We start from the raw sequence: 17907 nt of genomic DNA on the forward strand, positions 1-17907 counted from the left end.
TCACCGCCCGTAGTTGGCGGCCCTGGACGGGATGATCCGGTAGGCGCCGTCCACGACCTCGAGGCGTTCGGGCGGCGGGATCACGCCCTCCATGACGGGAAGGGTCTTGGCCTCGGGCCAGCGAACGCGAATTTCGGCCAGCAATCCCTCGCGCAGGCGGGTCGAGCGCTCCGCCGGTTCGCCGCGGGCGAAAGTCAGCCAGGCGCGACCGGGATGAAACAGGTCGCTGACACCGATCTCCTGCATGTCGTCGTTCGAACCGCGCCAGACGCCGACAAAGATCGTGCCCCGATCCTCCGGCGCAATGGCTTCGGTGTGGGGCAGGAAGTCGACCCATGCTTTGGTCGCATCATCGACATGTATGCCGTCCTGCCCGTCGGCGGCCGCATGACGGTGGAGCATGGCCAGGAGGTCGTCGTGGTCCTGCCGGCTCTTCAGCGGGACTTCGATCGCGACGACCGTTCGAGGCTTGGCGGGCTGCTCGACGGGGACGCAGGCCGAAGTGAACAACAGGGCGGCGACTATGAGGATGCGCCTCATCGCACGCCTTCATAGGCGGCGCGCGCCACGAGCCTGCCCACCACGGCGCCGATGGCCGCCATGCCGGCGGCGATGAGCCAGGGCAGGGACGAGGAACGCCCATCGACCCCTGTCACGTACAGCGACAGAGCGGCCACGGCGGCGAAGGTCAGCGTCGCGCCGAGGGCGGCTCCGGCCAGAGGCGAACGGACGTCGAGAAAGTGCAACACCGCCCAGAACGGTCCGCCGACCGCGAGAAGCCCCACCATCCAGATCAGGAGGCTGCACGGTGCGATCATCAGTCCGAAGCCCAAGGCCAGGCCGATGGCGGAGAACTGGCCCTCGGCCAGGATTGGGATGGCGCCGATCAAGGCCACGGCCGCGCTGGTCAGCATCGCGCCCACCAGGCCGCCAACGAACAGGGCGCTGATGATCCGGCCGGGATGAGTTTCGAAACGCCGCATGACGGGTCCCTTTGTTGATAAGTTGTTCCTTAAATACCTCATCACTAATTTGCAAGTGGTTAGCGAACGGCTTAAATACCCTCCCATGCAACGCGTGTTCGAAGCCCTGTCGTCGACGGTCCGGCGCAAGATCCTGGCCTATCTGGCCCATGCCGACCTGACGGCGGGTGAGATCGCCTCGCGCTTCGAGATCTCCAAGCCGGCGGTCTCGCAGCACCTGTCGATCCTGGAGGCGGCGGGCCTGGTCAGCAGCGATAAGCGCGGACAGTTCGTGCACTACAGCCTGGTGCGCGACAGCCTGGTCAACACGCTGACCGAGTTCGTGCAGGAGGTCTGCCCCGTCTCCCGGCCGCTGAAGGCCGAGAGCGCGCGCCTTAAGACCGAGCGCGACGGCGAGTGATCGGCAACGACGTCGGCCAGCCGACGTTATAGGCTCCTTGAACCTTCGCTTTCGGGGAGTCCGCCAATGATCCGTCCGTTGTTCGTCGCCGGCCTGGCCGTCCTGGCCCTGGCCGCCTGCGAGAAGAAGACCGAGGCGCCCAAGCCCGCGCCGACGCCAGACAACCTGGCCCAGAGCCCGGCGCCGCCGGCCGCGCCCGCCGCCGCGGAGCCCAAGCAGATCGTCTATGCCTGCGCCGACGGCAGCGTGCTGAAGGCGACCTATCCCGACGACAAGACCGCCGTGGTCGAATACGGCGACAAGACCCGCACCCTAAGCGTGGCCATGTCGGCCAGCGGCGCGCGCTATGTGGGCGAGGGCCTGCAATGGTGGACCAAGGGCATGACCGAAGGGATGGTCGCGCCGCTCAAGGACGGCGAAGACGTCGCCAGCGCCAAGCCGGTCGAATGCATGGCCCCGTCGGATGCGGGAAAGTAGGGACGGTTCTCTCTCCCCTCCCCCATCAAGGGGGAGGGAAGTGGGAAAGGCCCTTCGCCTCGGCTGCGCCCACCCTAGAGCAACGTTCGCTGCGCGGGTTCCACCGTCTCCGCCGGCGACGCCTCCCCCCGACGCCGCAACTCGGTCTCGGCGCTGAAGCGCACGTCGGGGTCGCGGTCCTGGGCCAGGAGGCGCAGCGCCTCGTCGCCGACCAGGGGCCAGGCCTTGCCGCGCTCGGGGCCCCTGGGCGCGCGGGGCAGCAGGCCCGGCTCGGCGCTCCAGGCCAGCAGTTGCTCCAGCGAGGCCTCGCTCAGCATGTCGCGCAGGTGATGGGCGGTGACATAGGCGTCGGGCAGGGCGCGGTGGGCCGGCAGGCCCAGCGCGTGGACCAGGCCCAGCGGCATCCGCTGGTAGCGCAGCATCTGGTTGGAGAAGCTGGTCAGGTGCGGCCACAGCCGCAGGGCGCATTTCCAGGTGCAGATCCAGGCCGCCCCGCCCGCCAGGGCCGGCGTGCAGTAGCGCTGCTCGAACGAGGCCCGATGCGCCGCCAGCGCCGCGACGCCGCCTTCGGGTTTCAGCACGCCGGGCGCGGCGTCCTTCCAGAACGGCGCGCCGGCCACCTCGGCGTCGAGGATGTGGTGAACGGCCATGGTTTCCGGCGAGATCGGGCGGCCGGGATTGACCAGCAGGGCGCCGCGGTCGTCGTCGACGCGCCAGAGGCCGCCGGGGTCCTGGACGACGTCCTGCCAGCCGATCTCGCAGACGTCCTGCGGTCCATTGCCGGCGGTCTCGAGGTCGATGACGCGGATGCGTGTCATCGAAAGAATATGGGCCCAGCCCGCGTCGAGGCCAAACGGCCCGGCGCCCAAACCTGTCAGCTGACTCGCAGGAAGGCGCGGCCGGCGGCGAAGTCGCCGACCTCGACATAGGCCCGACGCACGGTCTCGCGGCCGTCGCGGCCCTGGAAGACGAACTCCACCGTCATGGCCTCGCGCGGGTCGAGCCGGGCGATGACGTCGCCGGCCTCGCGCGGGAAGCGAAAGCTCATGCCGGTCTTGGCGCCGGTCGGCAGCAGGGTGGGGGCGGGAACGGCGTCGCGGGTCTCGGCCCCGAACACCCGGCTGGCCGCGCGCGGGGCGGCGTTGTCGGCCAGGCCCCCGCCGTTGCGGGCCTTCAGATAGGGACCTTGGGTGCGGGCCGGATCACGCATGACCAGCCGTGCGGTGTAGGGGCGCGCCCCGTCGGCGAAGGTCGCCACGGCCAGCAGTTCGGTGTTGCGGCCGGCCAGGCCGAACAGCAGCCGGTCGCCGCCGAAGCTGGCCGTCTGCGACAGCCGCCAGAACGGAATGGTCGCCGAGCTGGCGCGGTCGGCCTGCCAGCTGGCGCGGTCGCCCGGATAGTTCATCCGCTGCAGCAGGGCGTAGCCCTCGAAGGCCTTGCGCACGCGGCCGGCGGCGGTGGTCAGGTCCTTGGAGCCGCAGGGCACGGAGGCGGCCTTGGCGTGGGCGCGCTGCTGCACGCCGTCCAGTTGCTCGACGCTGGCGCCGGCGCGCAGGGCCGCGCCCCGCGCCTGGGCCCGGCCGGCGTCGAGGGCGCCCGAAAGCGATGGGGTGAACAGGCCGCAGCGCGCGCCGGCGGCGCTCATCAGGCTGCGTTCGTAGAAGACGTCGGAGGGGGTGGCCATCGCCGCCTGGGCCGCGCCGAACATGGCTGTGGCGACGAACGTCGCCGCCAGGCGCCGCTTTCGCGGGGCGGAGGTCTTCACGGTGGCCATTTTCTCGTATTCTGCGAGAGAGGATATTCGAGCGGACCTTAGCCGCTCCTGGTTGCGGTTCGGTTAGCGATGCTTCTTTCGACGGATCTTTGGGTGGGCGCGCTGATCCGCCGCGCCGAGCTGGGCGGAGCCTTCGCCATGGTCGTGCGCAAGGGCGACGCCCGGGCGGGCGCGGTGCTGGTCAAGGTGGTCGACCGCAGGGCCGGAACCGTGCGGCTCTACAGCGAAGCCACGCGCGGCGACGGCGAGCGGGTGTGGATGCAGCCGACCAAGTCGGACTTCGAGCCGGATCTCGACGCCTATGCCGAGCGCGCCGCCCGCATCGATCCCGACGTCTGGGTGGTGGAGATCGAGGATCGCGAGGGCCGCCATTTCCTGACCGAGGCGGTCGAGGGCTGAATACGGGGCGGGACGACAGGCCGCACGGCGTTCCTGCAACGATCCACAGCATTAACCCTGCCGCTAAACCAGACCGAAAGTAGAGCGCGTCAGGATGTCGCAGGTCTCCAAAGCAGCCCCCGTCATCCGCCCATGCTCTTTTTGATGAACGACGTCGTGCTCAGCCTGGACGCCGCCGAACTGTCGCCGCCGATGACGCGCGACCGTTTCGCGGCCCTGTCGCTGAACTTCGTCGCCGAGCTGGGCAAGGAGCTCTATGCCGAGGAGCCGCTGCTGCACCACAAGCAGCTGGAAAAGGCCAAGCGCCTGGCGGCCCTGATCATCGCCAAGGCCCCGGAGATCAACGCGGCGCTGTTCGTCGCGCCGGCGCGCGGCTGCCTGATCGAGCAGGTGCAGGTGCGCTACGCCCAGATCGGCCTGGAGGTCATGGGCGCGCTGCATCAGCGTCAGAAGGCCGGCCAACTGACCAATCTCGAGGCCGATCGCCAGGTCTGGCGTCGGCTGGCGGCCTGACGTCGACGGCGGCCCGCTACATCAGCAGGCCGGCCACGATGTTCAGGACGAGGGCTATCACCACCAATCCGGCCAGCACCGTGCCCAGGCAGAGCGCGCTCTGTCCCAGGGGACGACGACGGATGTGATCGCGAGGGTCTTCGGCCAGAGCCATGTCGTTTCCTCCGTCGCCCCGACGGCTCTCGGGGGCCGAACGTCGGCGACAAGGTGAGCATGACTCCAATTCCCCAAGTTGAATAGGGTCTTTTCGAACGCCTGTTCGTCGGGCGTCGGAGCATTTTCGCCCGTCGGGGCGACCTCCCTGGGTTGCCAGGGCTCGACCGCTCTCGCTAGGCTCGGAGCCAGTATCGGGGGCTTGATCAGATGAGTGAACGGGACGGGCGATCGGCGGGGGCGCCGACGCGGCGGGCCATGGTGCTGGGGGCGGCGCTTTCGCCCCTGCTGTGGGCGGCGGGCGCGGGACAGGGCCGCGCGGCGCCGGCCGAAGGGCGATGGATGGTCGCCTCGTCGGCCAATTTCAACGTCTACAGCGCCGGCGACGAGCGCCAGCTGCGCGCCTACGCGCTGATGCTCGAAGACTTCGACATGACGCTGCGCTTCATGCACGGCCTGCCGCTGGACAAGGCCGCCGACCGCAAGCTCGACGTCCACCTGATCGACAGCAAGGCCGAGCTGCGGATCACCTATCCCGGCGCCGACGAGAACTGGGCCGGCTACTACGTGGCCACGCCGCTCGACGTGGTCTGCATCGCCTTGAGGCCGCGCCGGGTGGCCAGCCAGGACGAGGACGGCAACGACATCACGATGCACGAGTACGCGCACCACTTCATGCGCCGCAACCTCACCTTCGCCTACGCCCCGTGGCTGGTGGAGGGCTACGCCGAATATGTCGCCACCACGCTGTTCGACGGCGACCAGATCATCGTCGGCAAGATCAACGCCAACCGCGGCGAGTGGCTGATGAACGCGGCCTGGCTGCCGCTGGAAGACCTGCTGACCAAGCGCTCGAGCGAACTGCCGACGGAGCGGGGCAAGAACTACTATCCCCAGGCCTGGCTGCTGACCCACTACTTCATGAGCGACAAGAAGCGGAAGGCGCAGCTGGAGGTCTATATCCGAGCGGTCGGCGATGGGCAGGGCTCGGTCGAAGCTATGGAGAAGGCCACGGGCATGACCCTGGACGGGCTGACCAAGGCCCTGCGCGAATACACCCGGGGTCAGCTGCCGCTGCAGGGCTACAACCGCAAGCGCAAGCGCGAGGTTCCGATCACGGTGACGCGCCTGCCGGCCTCGGCCGACGATCTCGTCCTGCGCCGCGTGCGCATGGCGCGGGACGACTTCGAGCAGGACGGCCCGGCCTTCGTCGGCGAGATCCGCAAGATCGCCGCCCGCTATCCGGGCGACGCCTATGCCGACCTGACCCTGGCGCGGGCCGAGCAGCTGGCCGGTGATCCGGAGGCCGGCATGGCGATCCTCGACCGCCGCCTGGCCGCCGATCCGGCCGACCTGCTGGCGCTGGAGTACAAGGCGCTGGGCCTGCTGGCCAAGGCCGACAAGAACCCCGACGACGCCGCGGCTCTCAACAAGGCGGCCGGCGCGGTGCTGGCCAAGGCCTTCCAGGTCGACTCCAACCGCTACCAGATCCTGCTGGCCTACGCCCGCAGCCGCAAGACCGCTCCCGGCTATCCCAGCGACAACGTCATGGAGGCGCTGCTGCTGGCCAACGAGCTGGCGCCGCAGGTCTCGGAGGTGACGCTGGAGACCGTCCAGGCGCTGGCCATGCGCGGGGAGTACGGCCATGCGGCCTTCCTGCTGAAGCCGCTGGTCAACGACCCGCACGGCCGTCGCAATGAGCGGGCTGCGCAGTTCCTCCAGGAGCTGGAGGCCAAGGCGGCCGCGAAGAAGACGGCGGCCTGAAGCTGGGCCTTGCCCCGCATCGCGATGTGCGGCAAGGCTCAACGTTAAATTGCGTGGGGGCGAGCGTGGTGTCGCGGGCTTTTGGGGTCGGTCTGGTCATGGCGGCGGCCTTGGGCGCCTTGGCCCCGGCCTGGGGGCAGGGCCCAGGCGCGCCGCCCGCGCCGGGCGCGCCGCCCGTGGTCCAGGCCGACGCGCCCGGCCGCTGGATCCGTGGCGAGAGCGAGCACTTCATCGTCTATTCCGACCGCAGCGAGGCCTTGGTCCGCCGCTACGTGACGATGCTCGAGGACTTCGACGCCATCCTGCGGCGGCTGCACGGCAAGACCGACGCCGAGACCCCGCGCAAGCTGCCGCTCTATCTGCTGTCCAGCTCGCGCGAGCTGCGGCGGGTGATCCCGAACGCCGACGAGCGCCTGCAGGGCCTCTACATGACGAGCGTCGAGGACATCTTCGTCCTGGCCATCCGCGACGACAGCAACCAGTACGACCGCAACAACGGCGATGACACGGTGCTGCACGAGTATACGCACCACTTCATGATGCAGTATTTCCCCGACGCCTATCCGGGCTGGATGGTCGAGGGGCTGGCCGAGTATTACAAGACCATCGACCTGCAGATGAAGCGGGCGCGGATCGGCGATTTCAGCCGCGGGCGGGCCCGCTCGCTGCTGGACGACAAGTGGCTGCCGATGTCGGACATCCTGTCCAAGCGCGCCACGCAGTTCGACCGCGACGACGCCCTGACCTTCTACGCCCAATCCTGGCTCCTGACCCACTACATCTGGAGTGACCGGGAGCGCCGCAAGAAGCTGCAGGACTATCTGGAGCTGGTGCGCGATCACCAGGACCCCATGGCCAGCTGGACCAAGCTCTACGGCCAGGACTCGGCGGCCCTGGAAAAGGCGCTGCGCGGCTACATGAAGTCGCTGCCGGTGCTCGACATCCCGCGCGAGCCGCCCAAGCCGCAGATCGCCTTCACCCGCCTGCCGGCCGGCGCCGACGACCTGATCCTGGAGATCCAGCGCCTGAAGAGCGGCGTGGCAAGGGCCGAGGCGCCGGCTCTGCTGGCCAAGTTCCAGGAGATCGCGGCCAAGCGCCCCAGCGAGTTCTACAGCCGCTTGGCCCTGGCCCGGGCCGAGATCGATCTCGGCGACCGCGCCAAGGGCGAGGCGATCCTCAAGACCCTGCTGGACGAGCGGCCCAGCGACCTGGAAGCCTTGCAGGTCATGGCCTACAGCCGGCTGGAGACCGCCCGGCGGATGGCCCGCACCCCGGCCGACCGCGACAAGGCCAAGGCCGTCTATGCCGACGCCGCGACCTATCTGGGCCGCGCCCACAAGATCGACGACGACAACTACCTGACGCTCTATGGCTACGCCGAGACCAAGTCGATGGACCGCGAGCCGTCGCAGAACACCCTCAACGTCGTCTTCCGGGCGGCGACGATCGCGCCGCAGAACCCGGCCATCCGCACCAACGCCGCCCGCCTGTTCATCCGCGCCAAGCAATACGCGCTCGCCCGCGAGCTGCTGGAGCCGGTGGCCGGCAATCCGCACGGCGGGCCCCAGGCCAGGCGCGCGGCCCAGCTGCTGTCGACGCTCGAGGGCAAGGCCGACGGCGAGGCGCTGAAGCCCTCGACGGCCGCCGCGGCCTCGGGGGAAGGTGACAAGGACGCGCCGGGGGGGTAGTTGCGCGGGATGAGCACCTCTCCCGCCGCTGAAGCCGCCCGTCGGCGCACCTTCGCCATCATCAGCCACCCCGACGCCGGCAAGACGACGCTGACGGAAAACCTGCTGCTGGCCGGCGGGGCGATCCGCGCGGCCGGGGCCGTGCGCGCGCGCGGCCAGGCGCGCCGCACCCAGTCGGACTGGATGAAGATCGAGCGCGAGCGCGGGATCTCGGTGTCGGCCTCGGTGATGACGTTCGACCACGACGGCCTGATGTTCAACCTGCTGGACACCCCGGGCCACGAGGATTTCTCGGAAGACACCTACCGGACCCTGACCGCCGCGGACGCGGCCGTCATGGTGCTGGACGCCGCCAAGGGCATCGAGCCCCAGACCCTGAAGCTGTTCGAGGTGTGCCGCCTGCGCGACATCCCGATCATCACCTTCATCAACAAGATGGACCGCGAGGCCCAGGATCCGTTCGAGCTGCTCGACGAGGTGTCCTCCAAGCTGGCCCTGGACCCCGCGCCGCTCTACTGGCCGGCCGGTTCGGGCGGGCGCTTCAAGGGCATGCTCGACCTGCGCAGCCAGCAGTTCATCCCCTACGCCAAGAAGAGCTCGACCGACGAGGAGGGCCACCCCGACCCCGTCGCCTTCAACGGCAACGCCATCGTCCAGTACCTCGACCCCGAGGAGCGCTCGGAGCTGGAAGACAACGCCATGCTGGTCACCGAGGCCGGCAAGCCGTTCGACGTGCAGAGCTTCCTCGAAGGCCACATGACGCCGGTGTTCTTCGGCTCGGCCCTGCGCCACTTCGGCGTCGACCAGCTGCTGGCCGGCATCGGCGCCTACGCGCCCGCGCCCAAGCCCGCCAAGGCCAGCAAGGCCGGGGCCGAGACCCACGTCGCCCCGGGCGACAACGAGGTTTCCGGCTTCGTCTTCAAGGTCCAGGCCAACATGGACCCCAATCACCGCGACCGGATCGCCTTCCTGCGCCTGACCAGCGGCCGCTTCACGCGCGGCATGAAGCTGAAGGCCCAGAACACCGGCAAGGCCATGAGCGTCAACGCGCCGATCATGTTCTTCGCCAGCGACCGCGAGCTGGCGGAAGACGCCTTCGCCGGCGACGTGATCGGCATTCCGAACCACGGCGTCCTGCGGGTGGGCGACAGCCTGTCGGAGACCGGCAGCCTGCGCTTCGCCGGCCTGCCCAACTTCGCCCCGGAAATCCTGCGCCGCGTGCGCGTCAAGGATCCGCTGAAGGCCAAGCACCTGAAGAAGGCCCTGGAGGGCCTGGCCGAGGAAGGCGTCACCCAGCTGTTCCGCCCGATGATCGGTTCGGACTTCATCGTCGGCGCCGTCGGCCAGCTGCAGTTCGAGGTCATGGCCGACCGCCTGGGCAACGAGTACCAGCTGGACGTGATCTTCGAGGCCAGCCCGTATGCCGAGGCTCGCTGGCTGGTCGGCGAGCGCGCCGACGTCGAGGACTTCGAGAACAAGCACAAGTCGGCCATGGGCCGCGACATCGACGACCAGCCGGTGTTCCTGGGCAAGAGCGCCTGGGAGATCGGCTATGTCGCCGAGCGCTATCCGAAGGTGCGCTTCGAGCGGACCAGGGAACGGGGCTAGCCCGGACCGGCCTCGGCCGCCTTCAGGCGCTGATAGACGGTCTGGATTTCCGGGTCGGTCGGCGAGATGGCGTAGGCCTTGGCCGCCGCGCGGCGCGCCTCGACCAGGTCGGGCGGGGCGCCGCCCTTGCGCTCGAAGCGGTCGATCCAGGCGGCCGCCTCCACCGTCGCCAGCATGGCGATCTCGGTCTGGGAGGCGGGCGCCTTGGAGCGCCAGAAGTCCCGCGCCGTCTCGATCGCCCGGTTGGGGTGGCCGCCCTGGCGCTGGAACCAGGCCAGGTGCAGGGCGATGTCCGACCACGGCGCGCCGCAGGAATTGGCCAGTTCGCGCCACGACTGGGCCAGCTGTGCGCCCTGGCGGTGCAGTTCATTCCGCTTCAGCGCCCGCACCCACGGACCGCGCAGGGCGCGCTCGGGCAGCTTGCCGTCGCGACGGGCCATCTCGGCGGCGTGGACGGCCTCCAGGTCGGCGACCGAGGCGAAGGGCCTGGGATATTCGGGGCCGAGTTCGTCGCGCATCTTCTGGTGAACGCGTTCCTGCGGCGAGACGGCGGCCCTGACCGCCGCGACGGCGGGATGATCGGGCTTCGGCGCCACCAGCAGGCCGTCGAGCAGCCGCCCGAACGGAAACCGCACGCGCCCCTTCGGCCCGCCGCACACCAGCGTCTGGCGGGCGAGATCGACTTCCAGGATCGGCAGGGGCTCGTCGGCCTCGCCGTCGTCCAGCGCGCAGCCGGCCAGCAGGCCTGGGTCGGCCGCGTCGCTTTTCAGCCAGCGTTGCAGCAGGCGCCCGTCGATCTCCACTTCACTCACGCTATGGTCTCCAGGCGTCACGAGACGGGATTTCGTCCGTGCAGATATGGCCTGTCGCGGGCGGCGTCGACCCTCAGCGGCGGGTCTTCGTCGCGCCGCCCCGTCCACCGATCCGTATCGCCGAGGCCCTTGCCGAGCCAGGCCAGCACCCGGTCCACCGGGATCGGGTCGGCAGGCGTCAGGCGCAGCTGGCTGACGAGATCGCCGGGGCGCACCTTGCCGTCGACGATCGGCAGGATGCGAGCGTCGGCGCCGTACCAGTCCCAGCCGAACGGCGACCAGTCGCCGGGCACGGCCTTCAGGGCCAGGTAGCGGCGCGGCGGATCGCCAGGGCGGCAGGGCAGGGCTGGGCCCACCAGTTCCGAGCCGAACAGGTCGAGCGGCAGGTCCATCGATGCGATCCTGTGACCGCCGACCAGACGCGGGCGGCAGGACGGGGCCGAAACCTCGTAGATCGCCCCGTCCGAGAAGCGGCCGAAGAGCTCGGCTGGCGAGACGCTCAGGCGCACGTCCGCGTCGCGGACCCCGGCGCGCAGTTTCCGCAGGCGCTGGACCAGCAGGTCGCTATCGCCGCCGCCGCGATTGACGGGCTCCCAATGATCGATCTCGCTCCGTTCGTTCAGGAACACGAGGTAGTCCAGAGCTGGGTCGAGGATCGGACGCGAGATGGTCCCGTCGCTGACGCGCGGCCTGTCGAACACGCCCTCGACATCCAGCTGGCGATCATTGATGCGGCCGCGGTGCAGGAACAGGAAGCCGGCGTGGCGTCCCGCCGCCCGCTTGGCGTCGAGGTCGTAGGCGTGGATCCACAGATCGGGTCGCTCGCGCTGCATGAAAGCCGGATCCAGCGGATAGTCGTGCCGGAACCTGGCGGGCATGGTTCGGGGCGGGGCGCCCTTCAGCGTCTCGACTACCTCGAGGCGATAGCGGCGGGAGCGTTCGCGCTCGCCGCAGTAGTCGCCCGATCCTTCCCGTCCGAACGAGCCCCACGACAGCAGCGAGACCAGCCAGCAGGGCGGGTTCCATGCGGCCTTGGGGCGGACCAGCGCCACCGCCGTCGCCTGGCGATATTCGGCGACGCCTGCCGGGGTCAGCACCTGCTCCAGGCTCGGCGGCTCGCTGACGAGCATCGCCGCGGCCGGCGACGCCACGGCCAGCGCGACCGCCAGCACCATCCCCCGCAATAGCCGCACGGCCAGGCCTCCCCCGCTCGATAGAGTGGGAAGGTTACGGGTGTAAAATGCGCAAGGTCAAGCGCGCTGGATCACCCCTTCTTCAGCCCGTAGTCCCGCGCCATCTGGCGGTAGAGCTCCATGAAGGCGTTGGCGTCGTAGCGGCCGCCGTGCTCGGTCTTTTCGGGATGCGGCGGCGGGGCGCCGGCGATCTGGGCGCCGGGGGCCTCGGCGGCGTTGATGCCCTGCGACAGCAGGTTGGGGCGCGGGCCCTCGCCGGCGTTCTTGCCGTCCTGGTCGAAGATCGCCTCCTGGTGGCGGGTCGGCTCCCAGATGAACGTGCCCCAGCCGCGCTGGCCCGGCGCATCGAACACCAGGTCGTTCACGTAGCGCTTCCGGCTGGAGTATTCGGCCACGTAGAAGCCGTGGTCGCGGTAGCGCTCGCCAAAGCGCGCGAAGGTATTGGCCCAATCGCCCTCGGCCGCCTGCTGGTAGCAGGAGAAGCCGGTGGCGTCGAAGCGCACGCCGCGCGCCAAGAGGCTGTCCATCCAGTGGCTGACGATCGTCCAGTGACGGCCCAGGTGGTTGTGCAGGCTGGTCTTGACGCCCGGAACCGTCTCGCGCGAGGCGTCCAGCCCGGCGCTCAGCAGCCTGGCCAGCTTGTCGAAGCCGCCGGCGTCGGGAACGTTCAGGTGCACCGCGTCGGTGGCCGGGTTGCCGGTGGGAACGGGCAGGGGCACGCGGCCGTCGGGCCACAGCGTGCCGAAGGTGATCTCGTTGCCGATCACCACCATGTCGGGCCTGGCGCCGGCCTTGACCAGCGCGCCCAGCACCTGGCGGGTATGGTCGCCGACCGCCTTGACCAGGGCGTCGAACGAAAGGTCCTTCCAGGCGGCTGGCTTGCCCTGCTTCTGCGGGTCGGCCCAGGTGTCGCTGTAGTGGAAGCTGATCGTCAGGTGCATGCCGGCGGCCTTGATCCGCCTGGCCATGGCGACGGTCTGGCCCAGGCCCGCCCACGGGTCGGTCTTGCGCTGGGCCGAGTAGCCGTTCTCGGGATTGACGAAGACGCGGATCTTGATGGCGTTGAAGCCGGCCTCGTCCAGGATCGCCAGAATGTCCTGCCGGCGGCCATTGGCGAAGAACTGCGCGCCGTCGGCCTCGTCCTGCGGGATCCAGGTGATGTCGGCGCCCAGCAGGAACGGGCCGGGGCGGGCGCCCGGCGTGGCGGCCAGGGCCACGGGCGCGGCCGAGAGCAGGGGCAGGGCGGTCAGGCCCGCGGCGAAGGCGCGGCGGTCGAGGGTCATCGGCGGCTTCCTCCAGGGACCGCCTGTGTGCGCGGTCTCATTATTTGAGATATCGTTTCAATATGTATCCTAAGGGCAATGCGCGCCAAAAGGGAAGGGCGCAGTCGGGCTGGCGGCGGCCTCGCCAGCCGCTATAGGGAGGAACGTTCGCAACCGGAGCCGTCCCCGCATGACCCGCCAGCTCGCCATCGGCCTCGTGGCCCACGACGACAAGAAGGCCGACCTCGTGGCCTGGGCCAAGGCGAACGCGGCCTTCCTGGAGAAGAGCATCCTCTACGGCACCGGCACCACCGGCGGCCGGGTGCTCGAGGCCTTGCCGCAGCTGCAACTGACCCGCCTCAAGAGCGGTCCCCTGGGCGGCGACCAGCAACTGGGCGCGATGATCGCCGAGGGGCGGCTGGATATCCTGATCTTCTTCGTCGACCCGCTGTCGCCCCAGCCGCACGACGTCGACGTCAAGGCGCTGATCCGCCTGGCGACGCTGGCCGACATCCCGTTCGCCTGCAACCCGGCGACGGCGACGCTGGTGGTGAAGGGGTTGGGGTAACGAACCTCCCCCTGTGGGGGAGGCGGCCGAAGGCCGGAGGGGGGAGTTTTCAGCTGGCAGGGCGCTGGTTGGCCCCGTAGCCACGCCCCCCACCGATCGCTACGCGATCGCCTCCCCCCCGGGGGGAGGTCCCTTCCGGTTCACCCCGGAAACTTCATCAGGTTCGGCTTGGGGATCGCGGCCTTGAAGCTGCCGCGGCTCTTGGACGTGTCCAGGCCGAACTCGGCCCAGGCGGCCAGGAAGCCGGTCTGCGGCGCGCTGGTCGCCAGCGGAGCCAGGTTCAGCACCGGACGCGCGGCGACCAGGGCGCGGGCGGCGGCCCAGGCTTCCGGCTCGGCCGTGGCGTAGGCGCCGTCGCTGCTGACCAGTTCGCCGGCCAGGGCCGGATCGGCGAAGTGCAGCGTCACGGCCGTGTCGGCCGGCAGGTCCGACAGGCTGGTCAGCGCCTCGATCAGGGCCGACAGGCTCATCTTGGCCAGGCTGGTCCGTCGCTCGCCGCCGGCGGCGCCCTTGATCGCGGCCGCGCCCGACTCGCCGTCCATCTTCCGTACGAACGCCCAGCCGCCATAGCCAGGATCCTGCTTGCAGAGGGCGGCGGTCCAGAGGGTCAAGGCAGGGCTGGTCATGGCCGTTTCCTAGCGCCTGGCGCGCCGATCCGCCATCCCGCCTGTTCACGAACGTGAACGAAATGTAAACAAGGTGCTAAATCTTAGAGTTAACGTCATTTTTATACTAGTGAACGCCGTTATAAATTGTGCGATCGCACCATCCACTGGTTGTGCGCCGATCAAGCAAAAAGCGTGCCAAAATGGGTCAAAATCCCCGATTTCCCGGCCGCGACGGCGATCAAAGTTAATGTGATCTAAATATTCGTGGTTAACGACAGATTCAGACCTGTTAACCCCTTGTTAAGAGCGTTGGCTCCGGTTTTGCTGATCTCGCGTCAAATCCATCCCGGCCGTGCCGAGGTGGGACGATCCCGGTGCGGAGTACGCGAGCGATGTTCGAATTCGTGGGGCGCGATCTGATGAGGCTTCTGGGCGTCGAGGGCCAGGGACGGATGTCCCATGCCGCGGCGCACCGGGAAGGCCTGACCGGCGGCGACACCGCGCTGCTGGAACTGATGGACCTGCGCCTGCTGACCAACGAAGCCCGCGCCGCCGACGTCGCCGCCGGCCGGATCGGCTGCAAGGACCGCGCGGTGCGTCTGCTGGAGGCCGCCGTGGTCTGGCGCGAAGTGGCCCGTCGCACCGGCGACGCCGCGGCCCTGCGCAAGGGCGCGGCCCAGGCCGAGGCCGCCGCCCGGCTGGCCGACACCGAACGCAAGACCGACCTCGTCTGCGCCGCCCGCTGCGAGCAGGCGGTGCTGGCCATGCTGGGCGCCGAACTTTTCGGCGACGAGGGCCTGCACGCCGCCGCCGGCGCCACGCTTTCCCTGGCCAGGACGGCCCACGGCCCGCACGCCGCCCTGGCCGCCAGCCTGCTGGCCGCCGTCGACGGCCGCATGGCCCTGTCCGACAACGACATCGACCGCGCCCTGGCCGCGGCCCAGGCCTTCGAGGCGCCGCTGGCGATCCTGGCCGGCGAGCGCGGCGCCAAGTCCGGCGGCGCGCGCCTGCAACTGGCCGAACAGCGCGCGGCCCGCATCGACCTGCTGCTGGCTTGCGCCGTGCGCCTGAAGGACCGCGCCCTGGTCGAGGTCGCCCTGTCCGAATCGCGGACGGCGCTGGCCGCCTTGGACCCCGACTTCGAGCCCCTGACCTGGTCGCGCCTCGAACTGATGCGGGCCGAGGCCCTGGCGCGGCTTGGCGATTTCGACGGCGAGCTGTCGCTGATCGCCGACGCCGTCGAGGCCGCGACCCAGGCCCTGGAGCCGCTGGATCCCGGCCACAGCCCGCTGGACTGGGCCCGCGCCCAGGCCTCGCTGGGCGAGACCCTGCAGGCCATGGGCGAGGCGACGACCTCCGAGCGCTGCTTCGAGCAGGCCGTCACCTGTTTCGACCGCGCCACCCACATCGTGAAGGTGCAGCCGGCGCTGACCCTGCGCGCCGCCGTCGCCAACAACCGCGCCCTCAGCCTGGCGCGCTGCGCCGAGCTGACCGCGGACCTGGCCGTGCTCGACGCCGCCGAGATGGCCTTCAAGGCCGAACTGGCCGAGCAGCCGGGCGCGCGCGATCCGGCCGGCTGGGCCGTGGCCCAGATGAACCTGGCCCGCCTCTACGAGGCCCGGGTCGAGATCACCGGCCGCGACGACGGGCGCCTGGACCGCGCGGCCACCGCCCTGGCCGTGGCGTTCGACGTCTTCGCCGAGCTTGGCCTGCGGTCGCTGACCGACATGGCGGCCCAGGGGTTGCAGCGGATCAAGCAGGCGAACGCCGCCTGACCCGAAATGAAACGCGGACGCCCTGACGGGACATCCGACAAGACCATAGGGAAGATACAGTGATCGCTTCGTTCGTTCTCGCCGCCGCCGTCACCACCGCCGCTCCGGCCCTGCAAGCCGAGCCGCAGGCCCGCGTGGTCCAGGTGGCGCAACCGCGCGAAGCCGTCGCCCTGCTCAGCTGCATGGTCAAGTCGAACGGCGGCCTGACCGATTGCAGCGTCCAGGCCGAAAGCCCCACCGACCTGGGCGTCGGCGACGCGGCCCTGCAGATGGCCTCGCAGATCCAGGTCGAGCTGCTGGGCCCGGACGGCAAGAGCCGCGCCGGTTCGTTCATCGACGTGCCGATCCGCATCCGCATTCGCTAAATCGCAGGGCGAGCGCGCTTCCGGGCTCGCCTTCATCTCCGGTTCCGCCTAAAGCTGGACCATGGCTTCCGAGCACCGCGCCGGCTGGTTGATCGCGCTCGCCGTGGTGGCGGGAAGCCTCGCCGTCGCCGGCGGCCTGGCCGTTCGGCGCGAGCGCGCGCTGGCGGCGGAAGCGCCGGCCTATGTCCCCACGCCCTCCGAAGAGTTCGCGCTGGTCTTCGCCGAGATGGCGATCGACGAGAAGCGCCTGCTGCGCGAAAGCCTGGGCGAGGGCAGGGAGGCGGAGGCTCGCCACATCGCCGCGACGCCGCGTCTGGCGCGTCGCGAGGGCGACGTCCTCTTCATTCGCCACGACGGGCGCGACGTGGCCTCGTTCGCCGACGACGCCAACCTCTGCGAGGGTTTCGACAATTGCAGCCGCTGGCGTTTCCTGGGCGAGCTGGTCCTGGGGCCGCGCCGCTATCCCTATCTCAGCTTCTTCCATGGCGAGGGCGACGAGATCACCATGCTGGTGGACGCCCGGGGCGAGCTCGTCGCCTTCGGTCAGGGCCTGCCCAGCGCCTCGCCTGACGGGCGTTGGCTGGTGATCGCCGGCCATGACGACTACGGCTCCAACCTGTCGGTGTTCGCGGTCGGGCCCGATGGACTGAAGTTCGTCGCCGACAGCCAGGAGGCCTGCCAGCCGGCGCGCTGGCTGGAGCGCGATCGGCTGGAGATGGTCTGCGAGTTCCGGGCCGGCGAATCGACCCGCGCCATGCTCGTCCACGACCGGGGCTGGCGACTGGAAGCCCCGCCCGACGCCCCGCGGCCCGTGCCGGCGGTGAAGCCCGAGGCCGACGACGAGCCCGGCTACTTCGAAGGCAAGGGTTATCGCCGGCTGGCGCGCTGAGCGCCTACTTCGCCAGTCCCGACTTCTGCAGGGTCTTGTAGGCCTTGATGACGCGCTGGAGCTTGTGCTCGGCGCTGCGGTCGCCGCCGTTCATGTCGGGGTGGCAGCGCTTGAGCAGTTCCTTGTAGCGCGTGCGGATGGCCGCGGCGTCGGCGTCGACGTCCAGGTCCATGTCGGCCAGGGCCTGGCGTTCCAGCTTGCCCAGGGCGCGGCCCGAGGCCGCTGATTCCGCGCGGCGCTGCTGGGCGCGGAACAGTCCGAAGGGGTCGGCCATGTTTCGGGCGTCGCGGGCGGCGGCGGCGGCGGCCTCGCGCGAGCCGGCGTCGGCCTTCATGCTCCAGGTCGGCCGGCCGCCGGTCATCTTCTCGCGCTCCTGCTCGGCGCGAATCTGACCCTCGTTCATGCCGGCGTAGAAGTTCCAGTTCTTGTTGTATTCGGCCGCGTGCTGCTGGCAGAAGTTGTAGTATTGGCCGGGCAGGTCGCGGCTCTTGGGCGCCTTGGCCTCCGCGGGGCGCAGGCAGTCGGGATGCTCGCAGCGCTTCTGGCCGGGCTTGAGTTTGTAGACGTCGTCCGCGCGCGGACCCTCCTCCTCGCCCGGCTTGGGCGGGCGGACTCGGATGTCGAAGAACTTGGGGCGGTACTCGAACGCGCGGCTCATGGCGCTTAGAGTAAGCGC

At 69.9% G+C, this 17907-nt stretch carries 21 protein-coding genes; 11 read left to right on the forward strand and 10 right to left on the reverse strand.

What is annotated here, in order from left to right; translation table 11 throughout:
- Both DDF62_RS18660 and DDF62_RS18665 read right to left on the reverse strand, forming a co-directional pair.
- Nucleotides 1-540: a hypothetical protein gene (locus DDF62_RS18660; RefSeq protein WP_116490482.1), complete on the reverse strand. Its 540-nt coding sequence runs from the start codon at nt 538-540 to the stop codon at nt 1-3.
- The gene (locus DDF62_RS18665; protein WP_116490483.1) at nt 537-983 is read right to left on the reverse strand and encodes a hypothetical protein; all 447 of its coding nucleotides are present in this window, start codon (nt 981-983) and stop codon (nt 537-539) included. Before DDF62_RS18665 ends, DDF62_RS18660 begins: the two co-directional genes overlap by 4 nt.
- Before the next feature lie 85 nt (nt 984-1068).
- Here DDF62_RS18665 and DDF62_RS18670 point away from each other — a divergent pair, with 85 nt between their 5' ends.
- Together DDF62_RS18670 and DDF62_RS18675 are read left to right on the forward strand one after the other, a co-directional pair.
- Nucleotides 1069-1383 carry a metalloregulator ArsR/SmtB family transcription factor gene (locus DDF62_RS18670; RefSeq protein ID WP_116490484.1) on the forward strand — a complete coding sequence of 105 codons (315 nt, stop codon included), beginning with the start codon at nt 1069-1071 and terminating at the stop codon, nt 1381-1383.
- 66 nt (nt 1384-1449) lie between these two features.
- Entirely contained in the window at nt 1450-1860 is a 411-nt protein-coding gene (locus tag DDF62_RS18675) for an MliC family protein (RefSeq protein WP_116490485.1), read from the forward strand.
- Nucleotides 1861-1934: 74 nt separating this feature from the next.
- On the opposite strand, the gene DDF62_RS18680 is transcribed toward DDF62_RS18675, so the two are convergent.
- Together DDF62_RS18680 and DDF62_RS18685 are read right to left on the reverse strand one after the other, a co-directional pair.
- Complete coding sequence (locus DDF62_RS18680; protein WP_116490486.1) at nt 1935-2678, reverse strand: DNA polymerase III subunit epsilon; 744 nt, start codon at nt 2676-2678, stop codon at nt 1935-1937.
- Between the two features lie 56 nt (nt 2679-2734).
- The gene (locus DDF62_RS18685) at nt 2735-3634 is read right to left on the reverse strand and encodes a hypothetical protein (RefSeq protein ID WP_341871579.1); all 900 of its coding nucleotides are present in this window, start codon (nt 3632-3634) and stop codon (nt 2735-2737) included.
- A gap of 69 nt (nt 3635-3703) precedes the next feature.
- Here DDF62_RS18685 and DDF62_RS18690 point away from each other — a divergent pair, with 69 nt between their 5' ends.
- Nucleotides 3704-4033, forward strand: a complete 330-nt coding sequence (locus tag DDF62_RS18690; protein ID WP_116490487.1) for a DUF1491 family protein — start codon at nt 3704-3706, stop codon at nt 4031-4033.
- A gap of 132 nt (nt 4034-4165) precedes the next feature.
- On the forward strand, nt 4166-4546 hold the full coding sequence (locus tag DDF62_RS18695) for a hypothetical protein (protein ID WP_116490488.1): 381 nt from the start codon (nt 4166-4168) through the stop codon (nt 4544-4546).
- A gap of 16 nt (nt 4547-4562) precedes the next feature.
- Here DDF62_RS18695 and DDF62_RS25720 read toward each other — a convergent pair whose 3' ends face one another.
- Complete coding sequence (locus DDF62_RS25720; protein WP_165256844.1) at nt 4563-4700, reverse strand: hypothetical protein; 138 nt, start codon at nt 4698-4700, stop codon at nt 4563-4565.
- Between the two features lie 209 nt (nt 4701-4909).
- Here DDF62_RS25720 and DDF62_RS18700 point away from each other — a divergent pair, with 209 nt between their 5' ends.
- From DDF62_RS18700 to DDF62_RS18710, 3 genes are all read left to right on the forward strand, one after another.
- On the forward strand, nt 4910-6463 hold the full coding sequence (locus DDF62_RS18700) for a hypothetical protein (RefSeq protein WP_133244953.1): 1554 nt from the start codon (nt 4910-4912) through the stop codon (nt 6461-6463).
- A 98-nt stretch (nt 6464-6561) separates the two neighbouring features.
- Complete coding sequence (locus DDF62_RS18705; RefSeq protein WP_116490490.1) at nt 6562-8151, forward strand: hypothetical protein; 1590 nt, start codon at nt 6562-6564, stop codon at nt 8149-8151.
- A gap of 9 nt (nt 8152-8160) precedes the next feature.
- Complete coding sequence (locus tag DDF62_RS18710) at nt 8161-9759, forward strand: peptide chain release factor 3 (RefSeq protein WP_116490491.1); 1599 nt, start codon at nt 8161-8163, stop codon at nt 9757-9759.
- On the opposite strand, the gene DDF62_RS18715 is transcribed toward DDF62_RS18710, so the two are convergent.
- The 3 genes from DDF62_RS18715 to DDF62_RS18725 all read right to left on the reverse strand — a co-directional run bounded on the left by DDF62_RS18715 (nt 9756) and on the right by DDF62_RS18725 (nt 13047).
- Nucleotides 9756-10571: a hypothetical protein gene (locus DDF62_RS18715; protein WP_133244954.1), complete on the reverse strand. Its 816-nt coding sequence runs from the start codon at nt 10569-10571 to the stop codon at nt 9756-9758. The two genes, DDF62_RS18710 and DDF62_RS18715, sit on opposite strands and share 4 nt — an antisense overlap.
- Nucleotides 10572-10588: 17 nt before the next feature.
- On the reverse strand, nt 10589-11764 hold the full coding sequence (locus tag DDF62_RS18720; protein WP_133244955.1) for a hypothetical protein: 1176 nt from the start codon (nt 11762-11764) through the stop codon (nt 10589-10591).
- 71 nt (nt 11765-11835) lie between these two features.
- Nucleotides 11836-13047, reverse strand: a complete 1212-nt coding sequence (locus tag DDF62_RS18725) for a glycosyl hydrolase 53 family protein (RefSeq protein WP_116490494.1) — start codon at nt 13045-13047, stop codon at nt 11836-11838.
- A gap of 169 nt (nt 13048-13216) precedes the next feature.
- On the opposite strand from DDF62_RS18725, the gene DDF62_RS18730 reads away from it, so the two are divergent.
- Nucleotides 13217-13594, forward strand: coding sequence for a methylglyoxal synthase (locus DDF62_RS18730; RefSeq protein ID WP_101720132.1), 378 nt, complete (start codon nt 13217-13219; stop codon nt 13592-13594).
- Between the two features lie 140 nt (nt 13595-13734).
- Here DDF62_RS18730 and DDF62_RS18735 read toward each other — a convergent pair whose 3' ends face one another.
- Nucleotides 13735-14220 carry a ribonuclease H gene (locus DDF62_RS18735; protein ID WP_116490495.1) on the reverse strand — a complete coding sequence of 162 codons (486 nt, stop codon included), beginning with the start codon at nt 14218-14220 and terminating at the stop codon, nt 13735-13737.
- Between the two features lie 401 nt (nt 14221-14621).
- Between DDF62_RS18735 and DDF62_RS18740 the strand changes: the two genes are divergently transcribed.
- The 3 genes from DDF62_RS18740 (at nt 14622) to DDF62_RS18750 (ending at nt 17231) form a co-directional block, all read left to right on the forward strand.
- Entirely contained in the window at nt 14622-15977 is a 1356-nt protein-coding gene (locus DDF62_RS18740; protein ID WP_165832297.1) for a tetratricopeptide repeat protein, read from the forward strand.
- 59 nt (nt 15978-16036) lie between these two features.
- Nucleotides 16037-16342 carry a TonB family protein gene (locus tag DDF62_RS18745; protein WP_116490497.1) on the forward strand — a complete coding sequence of 102 codons (306 nt, stop codon included), beginning with the start codon at nt 16037-16039 and terminating at the stop codon, nt 16340-16342.
- 61 nt (nt 16343-16403) lie between these two features.
- On the forward strand, nt 16404-17231 hold the full coding sequence (locus DDF62_RS18750; protein WP_116490498.1) for a hypothetical protein: 828 nt from the start codon (nt 16404-16406) through the stop codon (nt 17229-17231).
- Nucleotides 17232-17235: 4 nt separating this feature from the next.
- Here DDF62_RS18750 and DDF62_RS18755 read toward each other — a convergent pair whose 3' ends face one another.
- The gene (locus DDF62_RS18755) at nt 17236-17889 is read right to left on the reverse strand and encodes a J domain-containing protein (protein WP_116490499.1); all 654 of its coding nucleotides are present in this window, start codon (nt 17887-17889) and stop codon (nt 17236-17238) included.
- Nucleotides 17890-17907 lie beyond the last annotated feature (18 nt).

Source organism: Caulobacter radicis, assembly GCF_003094615.1.
GTDB classification, from domain to species: domain Bacteria; phylum Pseudomonadota; class Alphaproteobacteria; order Caulobacterales; family Caulobacteraceae; genus Caulobacter; species Caulobacter radicis.